A 19,121-nucleotide genomic window follows, 5' to 3' on the forward strand; every position below is an offset into this window, starting at 1 on the left:
CTTCCCATATGTCAGCCGACAAGGAGGCCCCATGCAGCCCGAAATCCTCTATCCGGTGACCGACACTCGCCTGACGACCGAGCTTGACGCGCTGGCGCGGCGCCATCGCGCGGCCTCGGGGCCGATGATGCAGGTGATTTCCTTTGTCGGCGCGGGGGCCGAGACGCTTGTGGGCAAGCTCTCCGCGCCGATCCGCGACCGGCTGGAAGGCGCGACCGAGCGCGCGCTCGAAACCGCCTTCACCGTCGCCACCCGCTCGCGCGAGGTGGTCTCGGACCGACCCGACTGGGTGAACACGGCGCTCGCGACGGCGATGGGGGTCGCAGGCGGCGCGGGCGGTCTGCCCGGTGCGCTGGCGGAACTGCCCTTCACCGTGACGATGCTGTTGCGCGCCATTCAGGGCATCGCAGCCGAGCACGGCTTCGATCCCGACAGCGAGGAGGTGCGGCTGGAATGCCTGCGCGTCTTCGCCGCCGCGGGGCCCCTGGCAAGCGATGACGGCGCCGACATGGGCTTTCTGGCGGCGCGGCTGACGATCACCGGGCCGGGGCTTTCAAGCCTGATCGCCAAGGTGGCGCCGCGGCTCGCCGCGGTTCTGGGCCAGAAACTCGCCACGCAGACGGTGCCGGTTCTGGGCGCGGTGGCGGGCGCGGCGGTGAACTATGCCTTCACCAGCTATTATCAGGACATCGCCCGGGTGCATTTCGGCCTCAAGCGTCTCGCCCGCGACAGCGGCGAGGACGAAGGCCTTTTGCGCGAAGAGCTGGTGATGCGGATCACCCGGCGCTGAGATGCAATTCCTGTATTTCCGGTAAACATATTCATTGAATTGAAAGTGTGGAGGTGCCAAGGTGGCGCCGACCGAGACCCCGGTTCGCCACCTTGCCGGAATGCCGCTGTGACAATTTGTCCATCTGCGACAGGCTGCGCAGGGGTGGTCCGCACCGGGTTTGGCCATAGCTGAGCCACATACCCGCAAGGGACGCTGCGGGCGAACCACCTTGGAGAGAACGATGGAGTTCGGATTAGTCGAGCTGTCACGCCTGCAGTTTGCGTCGACGGCGATGTATCACTTCCTGTTCGTGCCGCTGACATTGGGTCTGTCGATCCTCGTCGCCACGATGGAGACGGTCTATGTGATGACCGGCCGCCCGATCTGGCGGCAAATGACCAAGTTCTGGGGCACGCTCTTCGGGATCAACTTCGTCCTTGGTGTCTCGACCGGGCTGACGATGGAATTCCAGTTCGGGATGAACTGGGCCTATTACAGCCATTACGTCGGCGACATCTTCGGCGCCCCCTTGGCGATCGAAGGGCTGATGGCCTTCTTCATGGAGGCGTCCTTCGTGGGCATCTGGTTCTTTGGCTGGGAAAAGATGACGGCGCGGGCGCATATGATCGTCGCCTGGTGCGTCGCCATCGGCACCAACTTCTCGGCGCTCTGGATCCTGATCGCGAACGGCTGGATGCAGAACCCGGTGGGCGCCGAGTTCAACCCGATGACGATGCGGATGGAGCTGGTCGATTTCTTCGCCGTGCTCTTCAACCCGGTGGCGCAGGCGAAATTCGTCCATACCGTCTCGGCGGGCTATGTCACAGCGACGATGTTCGTGATCGGCGTCTCGTCCTGGTATCTGCTGCGCGGCCGCCACATCGAATTGGCGCGGCGCTCGATTGCCGTCGCTTCGGCCTTTGGTCTGGCCTCGTGCCTGTCGGTGCTGCTGCTGGGCGACGAGTCGGGCTATGAAGCCACGCATAACCAGCGCATGAAGCTCGCCGCGATCGAGGGGATGTGGGAGACGGAAGAGGCCCCGGCCTCGTTCAACCTGTTCGGCATCCCCGATCAGGAAGCGCGCGAAACGAAATATGCGATCAAGGTGCCCTATGTGATGGGGCTGATCGGGACACGCTCGCTCAATACCGAAATGCCCGGGATCAAGGATCTGGTGGCCCAGGCCGAGGGGCGGATCCGCTCGGGCGTGATCGCCTATGACGCGCTGCTGCAGATCCGCGCCGCGAAAGGCGCCGTCGCCCCCGAGGTCAAGGCGAGTTTCGAGGCGCATTCGGCCGATCTGGGCTATGCGATGCTGCTGACGACCGTGGTCGAGGACCCGAAACTGGCGACCGATGCGCAGATCACAGAGGCCGCCTGGAAGACGGTGCCGCAGGTGGCGCCGCTGTTCTGGAGCTTCCGGATCATGGTGGGGGCCGGGTTCTTCATGCTGGCCCTGATCGGCTACATGTTCTTCACCTCGAACTTCCGCGGCGGCCGCTTCCCGACCTGGGCCTTGCGGGTGGCGGTCTTTGCGATCCCGGTGCCGTGGATTGCCGCCGAAACCGGCTGGTTCGTGGCCGAATTCGGCCGTCAGCCCTGGACGGTGGATGGCTTGCTGCCGACTGCGCTGTCGGTTTCGAACCTCTCGATCTGGGATGTGGTGCTGACGCTGGCGGGCTTCGTGACGCTTTACACCGTGCTTCTGGTGATCGAGATCCGACTGATGCTGGCGGCGATCCGCAAGGGGCCGACGCATGACATCGAAGTCGTCGATGCCTGGGCCGTCAAACACCGTCCCGTTGCCCAACCTGCGGAGTAAGACCATGATCCTGCATGACCTTCTGAGCTATGAAATCCTGCGCGTGATCTGGTGGGTGCTGCTGGGTGTCCTTCTGATCGGGCTTGCGGCGACGGACGGGTTCGACATGGGGGTGGCGGCGCTGAACCCCTTTGTCGCGCAGACCGATGCCGAGCGGCGGGTTGTGATCAACACCATCGGCCCGGTCTGGGAGGGCAACCAGGTCTGGTTGATCCTGGGCGGCGGGGCGATCTTTGCCGCCTGGCCACCGCTTTATGCGGTCAGCTTCTCGGGCTTCTATCTGGCGATGTTCCTTGTTCTGGCGGCGCTGATCCTGCGCCCCGTGGGGTTCAAGTATCGCAACAAGCGCGAAAGCCACGTCTGGCGCACGCGTTGGGATTGGGCGCTGGTGGTGGGCGGTGCGGTGCCCGCGCTGATCTTTGGCGTGGCGGTGGGCAACGTGCTGCAAGGCGTGCCCTTCACGCTGGATGACACGCTCTTGCCGATCTATCCGGGCAATCCGCTGACGAAGCTGCTGGGGCTGCTGAACCCGTTCGCGCTGTTCGTGGGGGTCGTGTCGCTCTCGATGCACATCGCGCATGGCGCGGCGTGGCTGGTGCTGAAGACCGAGGGTGCGGTGCAGGCGCGGGCGCGGCGGATCGGCAGCTGGGCTGGCGTGCTGACGATCGTCACCTTTGCCCTTGCGGGCGTCTGGCTGGCCTACGGCATCCCGGCCTATCAGTTCGTGACTGAGCCTGATCACGTCGGCCCGTCGAACCCGCTTCTGTCCGAGGTGGTGCGCGGCGGCTCGTGGATCGACGCCTATCAGACCCGGCCGTGGATCGCCGTTGCCCCGGCGCTTGCCGTGCTGGGCCTTGGCAGCGCGGTCGTGCTGATGCGGTTCTGGAGTGGCTGGGCGGTGACGGCCTCGATGATCGGCATCTTCGGCGTGATCTCGACCGTGGGGCTGAGCATGTTCCCGTTCATCCTGCCCTCGTCGCTGAACCCCTCGGCTTCGCTGACGGTCTGGGACAGTTCGTCGTCGCACCTGACGCTCTTCATCATGCTGGTCTCGACGGTGATCTTCCTGCCGATCATCCTGGCCTACACGTCGTGGGTCTACAAGGTGCTCTGGGGCAAGGTGCGCCCCGATGACATCGCCCGCAATCCGAACGCCTACTGAGGGAGACGCAACATGTGGTATTTCGCTTGGCTTCTGGGCCTGCCGGTGGCGGTAATGTTCGGGGTGCTGAACGCGATGTGGTTCGAGATGCAGGAGGATCGCCGCCATCGCGGCGAGCTCTGAGCAGGGGGTTCCCGATCCCGCGTCCCTTCGCGTTTCGGGGTGCACTGGCCGACCGGGATCTTCCCGGTCGGTCTTTTTGTTTCGCCGCGGCCTTGCCGCGGCGACCCGCCGGGGGCTTCGCCCCCGGACCCCCAGCGTATTTGTGCCAAGAAAAAGCAGGGCGTCAGGCAGATCAGTCTTCGAAATCGACGATGCTGCCGATGTCTTCGCCCGCAGCCTTGCGGGCGGCGAGTTTGCGCGCGAGTGTCCGGCGGTGCATCCCCAGACGCCGCGCGGTTTCCGAGATGTTGAAGCCGGTCTCCGCCAGGGTGCGCTGGATCAGCTCCCATTCCTGCGCCTTCACGCCGACCTGCGGGGCCTCGATTTCCGGCATCGCCATGCCGACCTTGTGCGCGAAGGCGGCTTCGATTTCGCGCGCAGTGGCGGGCTTCGCCAGATATTGGGTGGCGCCGAGCTTGATCGCCTCGACCGCCGTCGCAACCGCGGCAAAGCCGGTCAGCACGACGATGGCGGGCGGGGCCTCGACAGCCGCAAGCGCCTTGACGACGCCAAGGCCCGAGCCCTCGGCCAGCTTCAGATCGACCAGCGCATGGGTGGGCCGGATCCGCGCGGCGAGCGCGATCGCGCTGTCTTCGCGAAGCGCGGTGTGAACGGCATAGCCGCGCCGCGTGAAGGCGCTGGCGAGTGTTTCGGCCAGATGCGGGTCGTCCTCGACGATCAGCAGGCAGCGGTCAGGCGCGGGCATCGGTGGCCTCTTCGGTCTGGGGACGGTCGAGCAGCGGAAAGGCGATCTCGACCTCGGCCCCGGTGGCGGAATTGCGCAGGGTCATCCGGCCGCCAAGGCGGTCGATCGCATTGCGGGCGAGAAAAAGGCCCAGCCCCCGCCCCGGCGCGCCCGTGCCCGAGACGAAGGGGGTGCCGGGCTGCGACAGGACGGTTTCGGGAAAGCCCGGGCCGCGGTCGGTGAGGCGCAGGATCAGCCGGTCGCCCGCGCGGCTCAGGCTGGCGGCGACCGTGCCGGGGGCGGCGCTTTCGGCATTGTCGAACAGGTTGATCAGCGCGGCTTCGAGGATCGGCGCCGAGAGCATCTGCGCCCCGCGCAGGCTGGTGTCGGCCGTCACCGGCACGCGCGTGCGGCCGCGCGCCCCCGACCAGAGTGCAAGGATACGGCGGATCTCGGCCTCGGCGGGGACGGCGGCGGCGGCCTCGAGCCGCTCGCGCCCGGCTGCCTGAAGGGTGCGGGTGACGATGGCGCGGCAGCGCTTGAGCTGCGCGACCATCGTCTCCAGATCCTTTTGCCGCGCAGTCCCCTCGGGCAGGCCGATCTCGGCCCAGTCGTCGAGCGTGACGGCGAGCGTCGTCAGCGGTGTGCCCAGTTCATGCGCCATCCCCGAGGCCAGAAGGCCCAGCCCGGCCAGCTGATCCGCCTCGGTCTTGGAGCGGCGCAGCTCGTCGATGGCGCGGTCGCGGGCGGCAACGGTCAGGCGCAGGCGCAGCACGAACCAGGCCATCAGCGTCGAGCTGAGCCCGAAGGCCGGCACCAGCGCCGTGCCGGGCACCGGGCCGAAGGCGACCAGCGCCCCGATGCAGAGGTTCGCCAAGAGATAGATCGGCAGCGCCGCCCCGCGGGGAACAGAGCGACAGCGCCAGCAGAAGCGGCACGAGGAGCAGCATGGCAAAGGGGGCTGGCGGTCGCCCCGGCAAGCGCAATCAGCGCCGCCAGCGTCAGCGTGTCGACGCCCAGTTGCAGCGCCAGCATCGCATCGGGCAGCCTTGCGCCGCGGCGCATCGCGAGCGCGATGATCCCGTTGAAGCCGACAAGCCCCGCGATCACCACCGCCATCCGCTCGAGCGGCAGCGCCAGCCCCAGCACCTGCGCAGCAAAGAACGTCGCCGCGATCTGACCGGCGATCGCCAGCCAGCGGATCTGCACCAGAAGCCGTCCGGTCTCGCGCGCGGCGCGTCGGTCGCTGTCGGTGGGCTCTGGGGTGTGCATGATGCCTTGCGGAAAGGGGCGCGGATCTTCGGAAGATGCCGCATCGCGCGGGCAGGGGCAACCGCACTGCTTTGCCCTTGCCCCTTTCGTGCAGGCTGCTACCGTGAGGCGAGATTTTCACGAGGTTCCCATGCCCATTGCTTCCGCCCGCACCGCATCTTTGCTGCTTCTTGCCCCGCTTGTGCTTGCTGCCTGTGTCGAGGGCATGCCCGCCGATCCGAAGGCCCCCCGGATGTCGCAGATCGGGACCTGCTTTGCCTATGTCACCGCCGAGCCTGGGGGCCAGTTCGCGCTGGTGACCGGCAAGGGTGATGGCTCGCTGGCGCCGCTCGGGCAAAAGTCGAAGCCGATGTCGGCCGAGGCGGTCGATGCCGCCTATGCGAAAGAAGTGCAGGTGATGGGCATCATGCCCGAGTGCCTTGCGATCTATGCCAAGGACCGCTCGGCCGCGCAGCCCGCCGCCTTGACGACCGCCCCTGCTCCGGCCGCGCCGAAAGCCTGAGCCAGGTGACCTGGCGCGGGCGCCTGAGTCCGCGCCGCCACAGTTGCCGCCCCGTATCTGGTAGGTGCCGATTTGCGCTACCCGATCCCTCGCCCTCCCCCTATAGTCCTGTGTATAACCGGGGCGACAGACCCCAATCTGAGGCAGGAACATTAGAGGGGGGACGCCATGCGCTGCCCGTTTTGCGGTAATGTCGATACTCAAGTGAAGGACAGCCGACCGGCCGAGGATCATGTGGCGATCCGGCGGCGTCGGTTCTGCCCGGCCTGTGGCGGTCGCTTCACCACCTATGAGCGCGTGCAACTGCGCGATCTGGTGGTGATCAAGACCTCGGGGCGGCGCGAGGATTTCGACCGTGACAAGCTGGAACGCTCGATCCGGATCGCGATGCAGAAACGCCCGATCGAGCCGGAGCGGATCGATCAGATGATCTCGGGGATCGTGCGGCGGCTGGAATCGCTTGGCGAGACCGACATTCCCTCGCGCGCGATCGGCGAGATCGTGATGGAGACGCTGGCGCGGATCGACACCGTGGCCTACGTGCGCTTTGCCAGCGTTTACAAGAACTTCCAGGCGGCGGACGATTTCGACAAGTTCGTGTCGGAGCTGCGCCCGCAGTCGGGGGATGCCGAGTGACCGAGGCCGACAGCCGCTTCATGCGGCTGGCGCTGGGGCTGGCCGGTCGCGGATTGGGCAATGTCTGGCCCAATCCCGCCGTCGGCTGCGTCATCGTGACCGAAGATCGCATCGTCGGGCGGGGCTGGACCCAACCCGGCGGTCGTCCGCATGCCGAGCGCCGGGCGCTGGATCAGGCCGGGGCCGCCGCGCGCGGGGCCACGGCCTATGTCACGCTCGAACCCTGCGCCCATCATGGCAAGACCCCGCCCTGTGCCGAGGCGCTGATCGCCGCCGGGGTGGTGCGGGTCGTTTCGGCGATGGAAGATCCCGATCCGCGGGTCTCGGGTCGGGGCCATGCGATGCTGCGCGCGGCGGGGATTTCGGTTGAAACCGGGGTGCTTGAGGCCGAGGCGCGGGCGGCGCAGGCGGGATTTCTGAGCCGGATCGAAAAGGGCCGTCCGTGGCTGGCGCTGAAGCTGGGCGCGAGTTTCGACGGTCGGATTGCGCTGTCTAATGGCGAAAGCCAGTGGATTACCGGGCTGCAAGCGCGCGCCCATGTGCAGGCGCTGCGGGCGCGGTTCGATGCGGTTCTGGTCGGCGGCGGCACGGCGCGGGCGGATGATCCGCTGCTGACCGTGCGCAGTTTCACGCCCTTGCGCGCGCCGGTGCGGGTGGTGGCGTCGCGGCGGCTGGATCTGCCGCGCGGGCGTCTGGCGGGCTCGGTCGGGCAGGCGCCTTTGTGGCTGGTCCACGGGGCCGAGGCGCCCGAAGCGGCGCGTGATTTCTGGACCGGGGTCGGGGCCGAGTTGATCGACGTGCCTGCGGGGGGCGAGGGTCTGGACCCGGCGGCGCTGATGGCCGCCTTGGCCGCGCGCGGTCTGACGCGGGTCTTTTGCGAAGGCGGCGGGCAATTTGCGGCAAGCCTGATGGCGGCCGGGTTGGTCGACGAGTTGATCGGCTTCACCGCGGGTGTTGTGCTGGGCGGCGATGCCAAGCCCGGGATCGGTGATCTGGCCCTGACCCGCCTGACGGACGCTCCGCGCTATCGGCTTTCGTCCGTGCAGACGATGGGCGAAGACGTGCTGGCGCGCTGGCTGCGCGCCTAACGCCAGAGATAAGCGACCCCGGCAAACAGTCCCTGCAGCTTTGCCAAGCTTCGGTTCAGTGGACTGGGGCGGGGCAGGGGGCCGTGCGCCAGCCGGTCCAGCACCACTTCGGGCGGGCAGGGGCGGCGGGTCACCGGATCGACATAACGCGGATAGGCGATCAACGCGGCATGGACGAGCTGTTCCAAGCTCGGCCGGGCCTTGCGACGGTCGGGCACCGCGCCAAGATCGCGGGTCAGCCCCCAACCGGCGTAAAAGGGCGCCCCGGTGACGGTGACGTTCTTGCCCCGAAGCAGCGCCTCGAAGCCCAGAAGTGAGGTCATCGTCCAGACCTCGTCCACCGCCGCGATCAGCGCCATCGGGTTCGATTTGTGCAAGATCTGGTTTGCGAAACGCAAGGCCTCGGCCTCGGGAATGGTGCCCGGGCGCAGACCCGCCTCGACATCCGGGTGCGGTTTGAAAAGGACAATCGCCTTGGGGTTTTCTGCCCGAACCCGCATCAGCAAGGCCAGATTCGTGCAGATTTCCCTCGCGCCGAGGCGGATCGAGGCGTCATCTTCGACCTGCCCCGGAACGAGGATGCGGTGCCCCGCGGGCAGATCGGGGATATTTCCGTCAAGGTTGTATTTTGATACTCCGCTCTTGCGAAGCGCGGCGATCAGACGCGCGGCCCGGGCGATGCCGCCGGGCGGCGGCGGGCGGGAAATCAGGTCTTCAAGATCCGACGGGCGGGTCGGATCGAAATAGATCCCCTGCGCATCGGTGACCAGCGACAGCGGCGGCACCAGATCGGCGCCAAGACCCTTCGAGCGCAGAAAGCCATCCTCGACCCGCAGCGCGGGAGGGCCAAAACCGGGCGGTTCCTTGCCCGCCCAGATCAGCAGGCTGCGCCCCGAGGCCTGCGCCACCTCTGCGGCCCGCTCCGGCGGATCGACGAAACGCAGCGGCTTTTCACGGCCGAAGAACTGTTGCAGCGGGCGGCGTTTCCACAACCGCATGCCGGTGGCGACATGGCCCGCACGGTCGGCGCGAAAGGCGCGAACCTCGGCTTCAAGCTGATCGACCGCCTCCTCGAAACGGCACAGACGGCCGCGACAGGGATCGAACCATGTTGGCGCCAGAATATGGCTGACGGCAAAGATCTGCGCCCGCGTGAGCCGCCGCCGTCGCCGCGCGACCGGGTTTTCATCCTGCGTCAGGCCCCAGCCCGCGTAGAAGGGCTGGCCGAAGACGCGCGGCTTGTGCCCGGCCAGGATCGCCTCGTAGCCCAGAAGCGAGGAGACGGTATAGACGGCGATGGCGCCCTCGAGCAGAGCCCAGGGCGAGACCGGATCGGTCAGCAGAACCGTGCGGGCGTTTTCATGCTCTGCCCCGTAGTGGCCCGGGCGCAGGCCAGCCCGGGTCTCGGGATGGGTCTTGATCACGATCCGCGCGCCCGGATTTTCGATCTGCGCCACGGCGAGCATCTCGCGGAAGGTTGCAGCACTCGCCCGGCCATGCAGGATCGAGGCATCACCCTTCGTCTGGTCGATCACCAGCACATAGCCCGGCGCGGGCGGCGTCCGCCTGTCGTCGAAGTCATTGTATTTCGAAAGGTTGAGCGCCTTCAGCCGGGCGATGCCGTCGCGGGCGCGATCGAGAAGCGCGGTATCGTCCAGCGGCTCGTGCGCCAGCAGGCGCTCCAGCAACGAAGGCTGTGCAGCATCAAAATGCACGCCGAAAGGGTCAATGAAAAGGCCAAGCGGCCCGCCCGCGCCGCGCGCCCGCCCCGGATGGACCGAGCGCAGGAAGGCATCTTCGAGCCGGACGAGACCGACATTCCGCCGGGCAGCCACCGCTTCGCCGCGGGTGGAATAGGGCGAGCGGCCCCAGACGACGACGCGATCTTGTGGCTCTGGCAAGCCCAGGTGCAGGCTGTAGCCCGCCGCGCGCAGCATCGCGCGCAGCTGCGGTTGCCACAGAAACCCGGCCGCATAGGGAAAGAGCCGCCGGGAGTGTTCCTCTCCGGCGACCCGATCTGGCGCGGTCCCGGCCATCAATTGCCGGTTGCGAGACTGTCGATCGAGTTCGCGGCCGTGGCCGAGCCGGTCAGCGCAGAAAGCGACTTTTGCCACTGCACATACGGCGCTTCGGTGACATAGACCGTATCGCCGTCGCGGATCACGAAGTCCCGGGCGAGGAACATGCCGTTCGGCTCGGTCAGGTTGAGCACATAAACCATGCGCTGATCGCCGACGAGATCAGTCCGGCCCAGCACCACATTGGCGATTTCCGCCGGCTCGTTGCGGAAGACGAAGACGCCCTTCGGGTCGGCCGTGTTCGAGGCAAGGCCTCCGACGGTCGCGATCGCTTCCAGCGCGGACAGGGTCTGCGTCTCGAAGGGCACGCGGGCCTGCGCCCCGGTCGCGCCGAGCGAGGTGAAGGCGCGGGTGTCTTCCTCGACGAGGATCACGTCGCCCGCACGCAGCGCGATGTCCATCTTCGGGTTCTTGTAGAGGTCGGTCAGCCAGACCGTGCCCTGTTTGCCACCGCGCTTGACGGTGATCTTGGTGATCTCGGGCTTGATCGTCACACCACCGGCGCGGGCGATCATCGCCGAAAGCTTGCGGGTCGGCCGTTCGATCGCATAGACGCCCTGACCGCCGACCGAGCCCATGACGGAGACGGTGGCGCCATCGCCCGCCGCGCGGGCAATCAGCACCTGCGGATCGGGGGTCTGGGCGTCGAGCTTTTCGGTGATGATCTTGCGCAAAGCGTCGGGGGAATTGCCCGCCGCTTTGATCTTGCCCGCATAGGGCACGAAAATGTAGCCCGCGCCATCGACTTGCACTTCGGTCAGCTGCGTTGCGGTCGTGCCCTTTTGCGCCAGAAGGCCGTCGTCGACGTTTTCCCAGATCGTCAACTGCAGCGTATCCCCGGGGTTGATCGTGTCCGAGCCGACGACGCCCGCATTCTGGAAGCTCGACGAAAAGCCGAGCGCCGGTTGCACCGCGGTTGCCCGCGCCACATGGTCATCGACGGTGACGACAAAGGCATCGCCTTGCCGCATCACCGATCCGGCAAAGATTTCGCGTTTGTTGGGGCCGGGCCGGGGCAGGCCACAGGAGGCAGTGCCAAGAAGCACCGCCGAAAGACCCAGCAAAAGGGTCCTGCGGGGAAGGGTCACGCTCACTGCTCGGGCTCCTCTTGGGGATTGCCGTTTTGTTTCCGGCCATCCTAGCGGCGAGAGGGAAAAATTTCCAGCGCGATCAATTCACAACGCGCAACTGTTGCCGCGGCGCCGCTTTGCCCGCGCTCAGCGCCTCATAGGGATCTTCGGGCGAGAGCATCATGTCGACCACCTGCCGCAGCAGGATCCGCCGCCCCCGGGCCGAGTAGAACCCGCCCGGAATCTGCGACGTCTCCAACAAGTAGTGGCGATAGTCGCGATAGCCCCGCGTATCTGGTCTTTGCGGGGCGGCGAAGAACTCGGGCAGGGGCTGGGTCGAGACGAATTCCGGCTTGTCGAACACCGCCCGGCCAAAGGCCTTGAGCGGCAACCCGCGCCAGAGCACCTGTTGCGCGGCGGTCGAATTGACCGTCACCGCCGAGCGCGCCTGTGCGAGCAATTCCGCCAGCTTGCCGCCGCGGATGAAATGCACCCGGCCCGCGAGCCCATGCCGGGCGGTGGCGGCCTTGATTGTTTGCGGGATCGGCGCACGGCCGTCTTCGAGCGGATGCGCCTTGAAGACGAGGTGATGATGGCGGGGGGCCCCCGCCGCGAACCCGGCCATCACCAGATCGATGAACTCGGTCTGACTGGCGAAAGGCGAATGCATCCGGAACGAGGCGTCATGTTCGAGTTGCAACAGCACCAGATGGATCGGATGACCCGAAAGACGCACCCGCATCGTGGCCAGCATCCGCTCCAGCGCCTGCACCGGCATCAGCACCAGACGGCGCAGGTACAGCCGGAACTCGTCGAAGACGGATATCCCCCGGTGCGGCGTGAAATTGCGATACCGACCGTTCTGGACCATGACGAGGAAATGATAGAGCGCGCCATAGAACACATGCTGGCGCATGTCGCCCCACCGCGGTGGGGCCTCGGGAAAGTCGATCTGACTTTGCGCCAGCGCGCGGCGCATCTCGGGCACGGACAGCGTCATCAGCCGCGAATGGCCATTGGCGCCGCCGCGTTCATAGGTGACCCAATAGGGGCGCAGATAGCCTTCCTCGAAGACATGCACGGTGACGCCCGCGGCCTTGGCGGCGGCGATCGCCTGCGCATGCACCGGGCGGGTATCGCCGTAAAGCACCAGATCGGTGATGGATTTCTCGCGGATCAGCGTTGCGATGCGAGCGGGCCAAGCCTCGGGCGGCTCGGCAAAGCGCAGGAGGCTTGCCGGATCATCCCAGAACGCCTCGTCGCCGCGGTTGAAACCGACACGCCAGACCGAGGCCCCGGCCGCGCGTAGCATCGCCCCCAACTGGCGAAAGAACGGCCCGTGCGGGCCTTGCAGCAGAAGGAAGGTGCGCGGGGCAAGGCTGGTCATCGGTCTCACGGTGAAAACGCCCCCTTTTGGCCCCTTGCTTGCAAGCTGTCACGACAAATTGCACGCGAGCTTTACCTTTTGGCGGCAAAACCGGGGCACCGCGACGGCGGGACGCATTTTTGCGCCGCGGCTGTGCGCCCAAGCGTCGGGGGCAAGCCTTGCGTGCGGGGCCTGTGCAAGCTAGGCAGGAAGAAACCACGGTAGGGAAAGACATGTTCACCGGAATCGTCACCGATCTGGGCGAGATCGTCGCTCTTGAAAACACTGGCGATCTGCGCGCGCGGATCCGTTGCGGCTATGACATGACCACAGTCGAAATCGGCGCCTCGATCGCGCATGCAGGCGTGTGCCTGACCGTCATCGCCACCGGCGCCGATTGGTATGACGTGCAGATCTCGGCCGAGACCGTTTCGAAAACCAACCTCGGCGGCTGGACGGTCGGCAAGCGCATCAACCTCGAACGCGCGCTGAAGGTGGGCGACGAGCTCGGTGGCCATATCGTGTCGGGCCATGTCGATGGCGTCGCGGAAATCGTGGCGCTGCGCGACGAGGGCGAAAGCACCCGCTTCAGCTTCCGCGCCCCCGAGGCGCTGGCGAAATACATCGCCCCCAAGGGCTCGGTCGCGCTCGACGGGGCTTCGCTGACCGTGAACGAGGTGGACGGCTGCAGCTTTGGCATCAATATCATCCCGCACACCAAGGCCGTGACCACGTTCGGCGCGGCCAAGGTGGGCGACAAGGTCAATCTGGAAATAGACACGCTGGCCCGTTACGTGGCCCGGCTGACGGAGTGGAAGGCATGACGAACCCGGTGGACAAAGCTGGCAATCACGAAACCCCGGGCCCTGTGGAGCAAAGCTACCGCGATGCGATGTCCTCGATCGAGGAGATCATCGAGGATGCTCGCAACGGCAAGATGTTCATCCTCGTCGATCACGAGGATCGCGAGAACGAGGGCGATCTGATCATTCCGGCGCAGATGGCGACGCCGAATGCGATCAACTTCATGGCGATGCATGGCCGGGGCTTGGTTTGCCTTGCGCTGACCGCCGACCGGATCGAGGCGCTGGGGCTGCCGCTGATGGCGTCTTCGAACTCCAGCCGTCACGAGACCGCCTTCACCGTCTCGATCGAGGCGCGCGAGGGGATTTCGACCGGGATTTCGGCGCATGACCGCGCCCGCACCGTGGCCGTGGCGATCGACCCGACCAAGGGCCGTCAGGACATCGCGACGCCGGGCCACCTGTTCCCGCTGCGCGCCCGCGATGGCGGCGTGCTGGTCCGCGCCGGGCATACCGAAGCCGCGGTCGATATTTCGCGTCTGGCCGGGCTGAACCCCTCGGGCGTGATCTGCGAAGTGATGAACGAAGACGGCACGATGGCGCGTCTGCCCGATCTGATCGCTTTTGCGCAAAAGCATGGGCTCAAGATCGGCACGATTTCCGACCTGATCGCCTATCGCCGCCGCTATGACCATCTGGTGCGCGAAACCGCGCAACGCGCCGTGCAGTCGGAATTCGGCGGCGACTGGTCGATGCGGATCTTCGCCGACCAGACCGAAGGCGCCGAGCATATCGTGCTGACCAAGGGCGATATTTCCGGCCCCGAGCCGGTGCTGGTGCGGATGCATGCGCTCGATCCGCTGTCGGATGTGCTGGGGCTGCGTCCGGGCAAGCTGAACGATCTGGGCCGCGCGATGGAGGCGATTGCCGCCGAGGGCCGCGGCGTCGTCGTGCTCTTGCGCGAGACCTCGGCCAAGATGCCGATGCCGGGCGAGGCCTCGCCGCAGACGCTGCGCCAATACGGGCTCGGCGCGCAGATCCTTCTGGCGCTGGGCATCAGCCATCTGAAACTCTTGACGAATTCGCCGAAGCCCAAGGTGATCGGCATCGAGGGCTACGGGCTTTCGATCGACGAAACCCGGGGGTATTGAGATGGCGGCGAACGAAAACCATTATACGCTGCCGCTGCCCGTCTTCGACAAGCCGGTGAAGCTTCTGATCGTTGTCGCGCCCTATTATCGCGACATCGCCGATTGGATGATCGCCGGGGCGAAGGCCGTGGCCGCCAAGGCCGGGGCCGAGGTCGAGATCGCCGAAGTGCCCGGCGCGCTCGAGGTGCCGACGGCCATCGGCATGGCCGAGCGGCTCTCGGATTACGATGGCTATGTCGCGCTGGGCTGCGTGATCCGTGGCGAAACCACGCATTACGACACCGTCTGCAATGACAGTTCGCGCGGTCTGATGATGCTGGGCCTGCAGGGGCTTTGCATCGGCAACGGCATCCTGACGGTGGAAAATCGCGCTCAGGCCGAGGCCCGCGCGAAGCCCGAAGATCAGGACAAGGGCGGCGGTGCGGCGGCTGCGGCCTTGCATCTGATCGCGCTCTCGCGCAAATGGGCCACCCGGACGCAGGGAATCGGCTTTCGCCCCAAGGGCGAGACCGTCTGACCGGGCCACCTGAGGATCGCACAATCATGACCGACACCACCCCCGAGACGCCCCGCAAGCCGACGCCGGAAGAAAAACGCCGGATGCGCTCGGCCGCCCGGCTTTATGCCGTGCAGGCGCTCTTCCAGATGGAAGCGGCGGGGCAGGGGGTGGATCGCGTCGCCCGCGAATTCGAAAGCTTCCGCTTTGGCATGACCACCGACGAGGGCGAAGAACTGGCCGAGGGCGATTACGACCTGTTCCGCCGTCTGCTCGATGATGCGGTGATGTGGCAGGCGAAGATCGACCAGACCACCGACCGCGCACTGGTCGCCACCTGGCCGATCGAGCGCATCGACCCGGTCCTGCGCGCGCTTTTCCGCGCCGCGGGGGCGGAAATGGTCAATCCGGCGACGCCGATCAAGGTCGTGATCAACGAATTCGTCGAGGTCGCCCGCGCCTTCTTTCCCGAAGGAAAAGAGACGAAATTCGTCAATGCGGTGCTCGATCACATGGCCCGCGAAGTGCGCCCCGAGGCATTCTGAGCGAGTCGTGTCGCGGCTCCGAGGCGGTTTCGCCAATATTTTGTGACGGAACTGCGGCAAAACGGCAAGTTTGCGGTTTGAATTCACGCAGACTGCGCTAGAGTGATTCCAAAGACGGAGGAATCGTCATGCCGGAACTCGTGCGTCTCTACATTCGCAACGTGATCTTCGGGGCGGGGCTCTCGGCCCTGTTCGTCGGCCTGCTGCTGGGCTTTGATGTCGCGCATCTGCGGCATCTGATCCTTGGCTCCGACATCGGCTATATCGCCGTGACCCTGCTGTTCGTCTTCAACACCGTGGTCTTCGCGGGCGTGCAATTCGCCATCGCCGTGATGAACATGGCCGAAGATCAGACGCCCCCCGGTGGCGGCAAGCGCGATGCGATCCCGAGCCATCACATGGCGGCCGAGCTGATCGCCATCCCGGTGCCTGTGCGCAGTGAAAGCCGTGCCCGCCGCCAGCTCGGCCGCACCCTGCGCTAAGTTTTCTCGAAGGCCTCCGGAAGACGAAAGCCCCTCGCCGAAAGGCGGGGGTTTTTCATCTCTGTCTGTCGTGAGGTGGCGGAAACCGCAGCGACCGTGGGGGCGAAATTTCCCGAGAGCCTGACAAGTCAGGTGGGTGCCAGATACAGAGGCCAGGGCCAAAGCAGAGCCAGCTCCCTCAGGAATGGTTATCGGCCACTGGAAAAAGGCCCCGTTCACGCGAAGAGCAGTAACCGCCAAGGCGCAAGATAGGGGCAGGGGAGCGCCGCGGCAAGGGCGGTCAGAGATCTTCCCAGCGGCTCAGCTTTACCGACTGCCAACGCCGCAGCTCGTAGCCGAGCATCAGCATCGAAAACAGTGCCACCGTCATCACCGTCGAGACGACGGCCTCGCCCGGCGCCACCGGTCGATCCTTCCAGCGCAGGAAGAAATTCGCCGTGGTCCAGATGAAAGCATAGGGAATCGCATAAGCGCTCATCCGCACGCCAAGCGGCAGATAGGGCCAAGGCCGCGCCTCGCCACCGAAGAGCCGCATCACCCTGTCCTGGATCGGATGCGGCAATCCCCGCAATCCGAGAGCTTCCAGTTCAGCCCGGGCGGCGGCGAGTCGGCGTTGGTAGTCTTCCATGGTGCGACCTTTTATGGTTTTAGAAAGCATGTTTGCAATCGAGGACTTTCGCGTCAACCCTCTCGACGGATGTTCATGCTTCGTTCATATTTCGCGCATGGCGAATGATCTTTCCCCCGGTCAACTTCTGGCGCGCGGTGTGAGCCGGTGCCTGATGGATCACGGCTTTGCCTGTCTGACCGAGGTCGTGCCCCGTCCGGGTCTGCGGGTAGACGTGATGGCGCTGGGTCGCAAGGGGGAAATCTGGATTGTCGAATGCAAGTCTTCGCGCGCCGATTTCACCTCGGACCGGAAATGGCAGGGCTATCTAGACTATGGCGACCGCTTCTTCTGGGCTGTGGACACCGATTTTCCGGTCGAGATCTTGCCCGAGGAGACCGGCTTGATCCTGGCCGACCGCTTCGGCGCCGAGATCCTGCGCACTGGTCCCGAGGCCAAGCTTGCCCCCGCGCGGCGCAAGCTTGTCACGCAGGGAATCGCCCGCACCGCGGCCTTGCGGCTGGCGGGGCGGGGCGATCCGGGCGCTGCCTTTCTGGCCTAGCGCTTGCCCTTCGGCTTGCCGCCCTTCGCGCCGCCGTTGGCGATGGCGCGGGCGACCTCGGCGGCGTCCATCAGTTCGCGGGCGATTTCCTCGGCTTCTTCGGGGTCGAAATCGAAGGGCAGTTCGAAGCCCTCTCCCGACACGAAGATTCGGACCATGCCCTGATCGGTGGGGCCGATCTGCAGATCGCCGGCCATGTCGTTTTCGTCGTTGATGCCCATCGGAGCCTCCATTTTGCCCGTGCCTAGCCAAACTGCGGCGATGGGGCAAGCATCGGCTGTGCCGGACCCGATTTTCCCCTCTTGCATTCCCCGGCCCCGCCCGCTAAATGCCCCCTCAGTGCCGCCTTAGCTCAGTTGGTTAGAGCGCTGGATTGTGGATCCAGAGGTCCCCCGTTCGAGCCGGGGAGGCGGTACCACCTCGCCCACATCGATGTGATGCTGCAATAGCCGCTCAGGGTCTTGCGCGTGGTCCGATCAACGCCGGGGCCAAGGCGAGCAGGAACAATACGAAGGCAAAGGCCCAGAGCGTCGCGGCCAGGATTGTGCCCGGGTAGTAAAGCGCCAGCGGCCCGGTTGCCGCGATCCAGCGCAGCAGCGCCGCCACCGGGATCAACACATAGGCCAGCGCGACAGGGAAGGGCGCGACGAGCGGCCGTCCGGTGTGCCCAAGGCTGGCCCGACTCATCACCCCCATCACCATCGTGCCGATCCCGCCCACGGCCGAGACATGCATCGCGCCGATCTCCGAGCCGATGCCGAAGGCGGCGAGGCCTTGCAGCAGGGCGCCAACACCGACCAGAGCCATCGCCCCGTGCAGCACGACGAGGATCGGCTCCGACCGCACTGACCAGCCGCGCCAGCGCGCGATGCGCAGCAGTTGCGCGGCGCCGAGGATCAGTTCCGCCGCGCCGATCAGTGTGTCCGGCAGGCCGAGCGTGATCGCCACGGCGGCGGTGATGGCAGCCCCGATCGCCACGCGATCGGCCTGCGGGAAGCTGACCGGCAGGCCGGGGGCTCCGGCCTTGCCCAGATCGGGGGCCGACCCCGCCAGCATGGCCTTGCGCGCCAGCGCATTGCGGGTGAAGGCCGGGGTGATGCGCCCGCCGACGATGACGATCAGCGCGATCAGCGCCGCCAGCGCCCCGTGCAGCCCCGCGATCGCATCGCCAAGCGGCCAGCCAAGCGCATCCAGCATCACCCGCGCCTCGGCCAGCCAGATCAGCCCGACGAGCGCCAGCACGATGAAATTGGCCGGTTTTGGCGACTGCCGCAGCATGGCCCAGATCCGCGCCGCAAGCAGCGGCAGGAAGGCAAGCGCCAGAACCGCGGCCAGCGGTCCGGGCACGATCCCCCAAAGCCACAGCCCGATCCGTCCGGCAAGCCAAAGCGCCGCCGCCGCGATCAGGAACCGCGGCCCGGCCGAGGTGGCGCCAGTCCAGTTTGGCACGGCGGTCAGCAGAAACCCCGCCGCGGCGGCAGAGCCGAAGCCGAAGATCATCTCATGCCCGTGCCACCATTGCGGCGGCAGATCGGCGGGCAGGTCCATCATGCCGCCGAGGGCATGCACGGTAAGCCAGAGCCCCCAGATCAGCATCGCAAGCGTGCCCCAAAGCCCGGCAAGCAGGAAAAAGATACGAAACCCTTCAGAGAAGAGACGGGTGAGGGCAGTCATGACAGATCCTTTCGCGACAGTGCCCCGATCCTTGAGGCAAAGCGCCCGCGCCCCCTTGATGAAAGTCAAGATCGCCGCGAAGACGGATGCAGGGTTAGCAGGACATCTTCACGAAGGGCCTGCATATCTTGGGGTTCTCTTAATTTTGCGCGCGTAAGATGGCGTTCTGTCGTTCTGTTCCGAAAG

At 66.2% G+C, this 19,121-nt stretch carries 22 protein-coding genes and 1 tRNA gene; 14 read left to right on the forward strand and 9 right to left on the reverse strand.

The window, feature by feature from the left end:
* Positions 1–31 precede the first annotated feature (31 nt).
* From ACTTAI_RS04405 to cydX, 4 genes are all read left to right on the forward strand, one after another.
* Positions 32–790: an EcsC family protein gene (locus ACTTAI_RS04405; protein ID WP_444454597.1), complete on the forward strand. Its 759-nt coding sequence runs from the start codon at positions 32–34 to the stop codon at positions 788–790.
* Between the two features lie 223 nt (positions 791–1,013).
* Entirely contained in the window at positions 1,014–2,594 is a 1,581-nt protein-coding gene (locus ACTTAI_RS04410; protein WP_444454598.1) for a cytochrome ubiquinol oxidase subunit I, read from the forward strand.
* Positions 2,595–2,598: 4 nt separating this feature from the next.
* Positions 2,599–3,756, forward strand: a complete 1,158-nt coding sequence (gene cydB / locus ACTTAI_RS04415; protein ID WP_444454599.1) for a cytochrome d ubiquinol oxidase subunit II — start codon at positions 2,599–2,601, stop codon at positions 3,754–3,756.
* 12 nt (positions 3,757–3,768) lie between these two features.
* Positions 3,769–3,879 carry a cytochrome bd-I oxidase subunit CydX gene (gene cydX, locus ACTTAI_RS04420; protein ID WP_444454600.1) on the forward strand — a complete coding sequence of 37 codons (111 nt, stop codon included), beginning with the start codon at positions 3,769–3,771 and terminating at the stop codon, positions 3,877–3,879.
* Between the two features lie 172 nt (positions 3,880–4,051).
* Here the strand turns inward: cydX and ACTTAI_RS04425 are convergent, their stop codons facing one another.
* The 3 genes from ACTTAI_RS04425 to ACTTAI_RS04435 are packed head-to-tail and all read right to left on the reverse strand — an operon-like array spanning position 4,052 to position 5,875.
* On the reverse strand, positions 4,052–4,624 hold the full coding sequence (locus ACTTAI_RS04425; protein WP_444454601.1) for a response regulator transcription factor: 573 nt from the start codon (positions 4,622–4,624) through the stop codon (positions 4,052–4,054).
* A complete protein-coding gene (locus tag ACTTAI_RS04430; RefSeq protein WP_444454602.1) occupies positions 4,611–5,480 on the reverse strand; it encodes a sensor histidine kinase in 870 nt (289 codons plus the stop codon). Before ACTTAI_RS04430 ends, ACTTAI_RS04425 begins: the two co-directional genes overlap by 14 nt.
* Positions 5,390–5,875, reverse strand: coding sequence for a hypothetical protein (locus ACTTAI_RS04435; RefSeq protein WP_444454603.1), 486 nt, complete (start codon positions 5,873–5,875; stop codon positions 5,390–5,392). Before ACTTAI_RS04435 ends, ACTTAI_RS04430 begins: the two co-directional genes overlap by 91 nt.
* A 130-nt stretch (positions 5,876–6,005) precedes the next feature.
* Between ACTTAI_RS04435 and ACTTAI_RS04440 the strand changes: the two genes are divergently transcribed.
* The 3 genes from ACTTAI_RS04440 (at position 6,006) to ribD (ending at position 8,101) form a co-directional block, all read left to right on the forward strand.
* Positions 6,006–6,377 carry a hypothetical protein gene (locus ACTTAI_RS04440; protein ID WP_444454604.1) on the forward strand — a complete coding sequence of 124 codons (372 nt, stop codon included), beginning with the start codon at positions 6,006–6,008 and terminating at the stop codon, positions 6,375–6,377.
* Positions 6,378–6,545: 168 nt separating this feature from the next.
* On the forward strand, positions 6,546–7,013 hold the full coding sequence (gene nrdR / locus ACTTAI_RS04445) for a transcriptional regulator NrdR (protein ID WP_110806704.1): 468 nt from the start codon (positions 6,546–6,548) through the stop codon (positions 7,011–7,013).
* Positions 7,010–8,101 carry a bifunctional diaminohydroxyphosphoribosylaminopyrimidine deaminase/5-amino-6-(5-phosphoribosylamino)uracil reductase RibD gene (gene ribD, locus ACTTAI_RS04450; protein ID WP_444454605.1) on the forward strand — a complete coding sequence of 364 codons (1,092 nt, stop codon included), beginning with the start codon at positions 7,010–7,012 and terminating at the stop codon, positions 8,099–8,101. Before nrdR ends, ribD begins: the two co-directional genes overlap by 4 nt.
* On the opposite strand, the gene ACTTAI_RS04455 is transcribed toward ribD, so the two are convergent.
* The 3 genes from ACTTAI_RS04455 to ACTTAI_RS04465 all read right to left on the reverse strand — a co-directional run bounded on the left by ACTTAI_RS04455 (position 8,098) and on the right by ACTTAI_RS04465 (position 12,636).
* Positions 8,098–10,137 (reverse strand): capsular polysaccharide biosynthesis protein, encoded by a 2,040-nt coding sequence (locus tag ACTTAI_RS04455; protein WP_444454606.1) that lies wholly within the window; start codon positions 10,135–10,137, stop codon positions 8,098–8,100. The genes ribD and ACTTAI_RS04455 overlap by 4 nt on opposite strands.
* Entirely contained in the window at positions 10,137–11,273 is a 1,137-nt protein-coding gene (locus ACTTAI_RS04460) for a polysaccharide biosynthesis/export family protein (RefSeq protein ID WP_444454607.1), read from the reverse strand. Before ACTTAI_RS04460 ends, ACTTAI_RS04455 begins: the two co-directional genes overlap by 1 nt.
* Before the next feature lie 76 nt (positions 11,274–11,349).
* Entirely contained in the window at positions 11,350–12,636 is a 1,287-nt protein-coding gene (locus ACTTAI_RS04465) for a capsule biosynthesis protein (protein ID WP_444454608.1), read from the reverse strand.
* Positions 12,637–12,848: 212 nt separating this feature from the next.
* Here ACTTAI_RS04465 and ACTTAI_RS04470 point away from each other — a divergent pair, with 212 nt between their 5' ends.
* The 5 genes from ACTTAI_RS04470 to ACTTAI_RS04490 all read left to right on the forward strand — a co-directional run bounded on the left by ACTTAI_RS04470 (position 12,849) and on the right by ACTTAI_RS04490 (position 16,092).
* A complete protein-coding gene (locus tag ACTTAI_RS04470) occupies positions 12,849–13,439 on the forward strand; it encodes a riboflavin synthase (RefSeq protein WP_444454609.1) in 591 nt (196 codons plus the stop codon).
* Positions 13,436–14,569, forward strand: coding sequence for a 3,4-dihydroxy-2-butanone-4-phosphate synthase (ribB, locus tag ACTTAI_RS04475; protein WP_444454610.1), 1,134 nt, complete (start codon positions 13,436–13,438; stop codon positions 14,567–14,569). Before ACTTAI_RS04470 ends, ribB begins: the two co-directional genes overlap by 4 nt.
* A gap of 1 nt (position 14,570) precedes the next feature.
* The gene (locus ACTTAI_RS04480; RefSeq protein ID WP_444454611.1) at positions 14,571–15,086 is read left to right on the forward strand and encodes a 6,7-dimethyl-8-ribityllumazine synthase; all 516 of its coding nucleotides are present in this window, start codon (positions 14,571–14,573) and stop codon (positions 15,084–15,086) included.
* Between the two features lie 26 nt (positions 15,087–15,112).
* Positions 15,113–15,610 carry a transcription antitermination factor NusB gene (gene nusB / locus ACTTAI_RS04485; protein WP_110806697.1) on the forward strand — a complete coding sequence of 166 codons (498 nt, stop codon included), beginning with the start codon at positions 15,113–15,115 and terminating at the stop codon, positions 15,608–15,610.
* Positions 15,611–15,738: 128 nt separating this feature from the next.
* The gene (locus ACTTAI_RS04490; RefSeq protein WP_444454612.1) at positions 15,739–16,092 is read left to right on the forward strand and encodes a hypothetical protein; all 354 of its coding nucleotides are present in this window, start codon (positions 15,739–15,741) and stop codon (positions 16,090–16,092) included.
* A 280-nt stretch (positions 16,093–16,372) separates the two neighbouring features.
* Here the strand turns inward: ACTTAI_RS04490 and ACTTAI_RS04495 are convergent, their stop codons facing one another.
* A complete protein-coding gene (locus tag ACTTAI_RS04495) occupies positions 16,373–16,720 on the reverse strand; it encodes a DUF6404 family protein (RefSeq protein WP_444454613.1) in 348 nt (115 codons plus the stop codon).
* A gap of 97 nt (positions 16,721–16,817) precedes the next feature.
* Between ACTTAI_RS04495 and ACTTAI_RS04500 the strand changes: the two genes are divergently transcribed.
* On the forward strand, positions 16,818–17,261 hold the full coding sequence (locus ACTTAI_RS04500; RefSeq protein WP_444454614.1) for an MmcB family DNA repair protein: 444 nt from the start codon (positions 16,818–16,820) through the stop codon (positions 17,259–17,261).
* On the opposite strand, the gene ACTTAI_RS04505 is transcribed toward ACTTAI_RS04500, so the two are convergent.
* Positions 17,258–17,482, reverse strand: coding sequence for a DUF6324 family protein (locus ACTTAI_RS04505; protein ID WP_444454615.1), 225 nt, complete (start codon positions 17,480–17,482; stop codon positions 17,258–17,260). The genes ACTTAI_RS04500 and ACTTAI_RS04505 overlap by 4 nt on opposite strands.
* A gap of 120 nt (positions 17,483–17,602) precedes the next feature.
* Here ACTTAI_RS04505 and ACTTAI_RS04510 point away from each other — a divergent pair.
* Positions 17,603–17,679 (forward strand) — tRNA-His (locus tag ACTTAI_RS04510).
* Between the two features lie 35 nt (positions 17,680–17,714).
* Here ACTTAI_RS04510 and ACTTAI_RS04515 read toward each other — a convergent pair.
* Positions 17,715–18,935, reverse strand: coding sequence for an NnrS family protein (locus ACTTAI_RS04515; protein ID WP_444454616.1), 1,221 nt, complete (start codon positions 18,933–18,935; stop codon positions 17,715–17,717).
* Positions 18,936–19,121: the final 186 nt, after the last annotated feature.

This window comes from Rhodobacter capsulatus (assembly GCF_052363175.1).
GTDB classification, from domain to species: Bacteria; Pseudomonadota; Alphaproteobacteria; order Rhodobacterales; family Rhodobacteraceae; genus Rhodobacter; species Rhodobacter capsulatus_D.

What these genes read in the sequence shown, in the direction of transcription:
- ACTTAI_RS04505 (WP_444454615.1), bottom strand. Translation starts at nt 17,482, where the DNA reads ATGGGCATCAACGACGAAAACGACATGGCCGGCGATCTGCAGATCGGC.
- nrdR (WP_110806704.1), top strand. Translation starts at nt 6,546, where the DNA reads ATGCGCTGCCCGTTTTGCGGTAATGTCGATACTCAAGTGAAGGACAGC.
- ribB (WP_444454610.1), top strand. Translation starts at nt 13,436, where the DNA reads ATGACGAACCCGGTGGACAAAGCTGGCAATCACGAAACCCCGGGCCCT.
- nusB (WP_110806697.1), top strand. Translation starts at nt 15,113, where the DNA reads ATGACCGACACCACCCCCGAGACGCCCCGCAAGCCGACGCCGGAAGAA.
- ACTTAI_RS04405 (WP_444454597.1), top strand. Translation starts at nt 32, where the DNA reads ATGCAGCCCGAAATCCTCTATCCGGTGACCGACACTCGCCTGACGACC.
- ACTTAI_RS04470 (WP_444454609.1), top strand. Translation starts at nt 12,849, where the DNA reads ATGTTCACCGGAATCGTCACCGATCTGGGCGAGATCGTCGCTCTTGAA.
- ACTTAI_RS04480 (WP_444454611.1), top strand. Translation starts at nt 14,571, where the DNA reads ATGGCGGCGAACGAAAACCATTATACGCTGCCGCTGCCCGTCTTCGAC.
- ACTTAI_RS04495 (WP_444454613.1), bottom strand. Translation starts at nt 16,720, where the DNA reads ATGGAAGACTACCAACGCCGACTCGCCGCCGCCCGGGCTGAACTGGAA.
- ACTTAI_RS04410 (WP_444454598.1), top strand. Translation starts at nt 1,014, where the DNA reads ATGGAGTTCGGATTAGTCGAGCTGTCACGCCTGCAGTTTGCGTCGACG.
- ACTTAI_RS04515 (WP_444454616.1), bottom strand. Translation starts at nt 18,935, where the DNA reads ATGACTGCCCTCACCCGTCTCTTCTCTGAAGGGTTTCGTATCTTTTTC.
- ACTTAI_RS04455 (WP_444454606.1), bottom strand. Translation starts at nt 10,137, where the DNA reads ATGGCCGGGACCGCGCCAGATCGGGTCGCCGGAGAGGAACACTCCCGG.
- ACTTAI_RS04425 (WP_444454601.1), bottom strand. Translation starts at nt 4,624, where the DNA reads ATGCCCGCGCCTGACCGCTGCCTGCTGATCGTCGAGGACGACCCGCAT.
- cydB (WP_444454599.1), top strand. Translation starts at nt 2,599, where the DNA reads ATGATCCTGCATGACCTTCTGAGCTATGAAATCCTGCGCGTGATCTGG.
- ACTTAI_RS04435 (WP_444454603.1), bottom strand. Translation starts at nt 5,875, where the DNA reads ATGCACACCCCAGAGCCCACCGACAGCGACCGACGCGCCGCGCGCGAG.
- cydX (WP_444454600.1), top strand. Translation starts at nt 3,769, where the DNA reads ATGTGGTATTTCGCTTGGCTTCTGGGCCTGCCGGTGGCGGTAATGTTC.
- ACTTAI_RS04440 (WP_444454604.1), top strand. Translation starts at nt 6,006, where the DNA reads ATGCCCATTGCTTCCGCCCGCACCGCATCTTTGCTGCTTCTTGCCCCG.
- ACTTAI_RS04490 (WP_444454612.1), top strand. Translation starts at nt 15,739, where the DNA reads ATGCCGGAACTCGTGCGTCTCTACATTCGCAACGTGATCTTCGGGGCG.
- ACTTAI_RS04465 (WP_444454608.1), bottom strand. Translation starts at nt 12,636, where the DNA reads ATGACCAGCCTTGCCCCGCGCACCTTCCTTCTGCTGCAAGGCCCGCAC.
- ACTTAI_RS04500 (WP_444454614.1), top strand. Translation starts at nt 16,818, where the DNA reads ATGGCGAATGATCTTTCCCCCGGTCAACTTCTGGCGCGCGGTGTGAGC.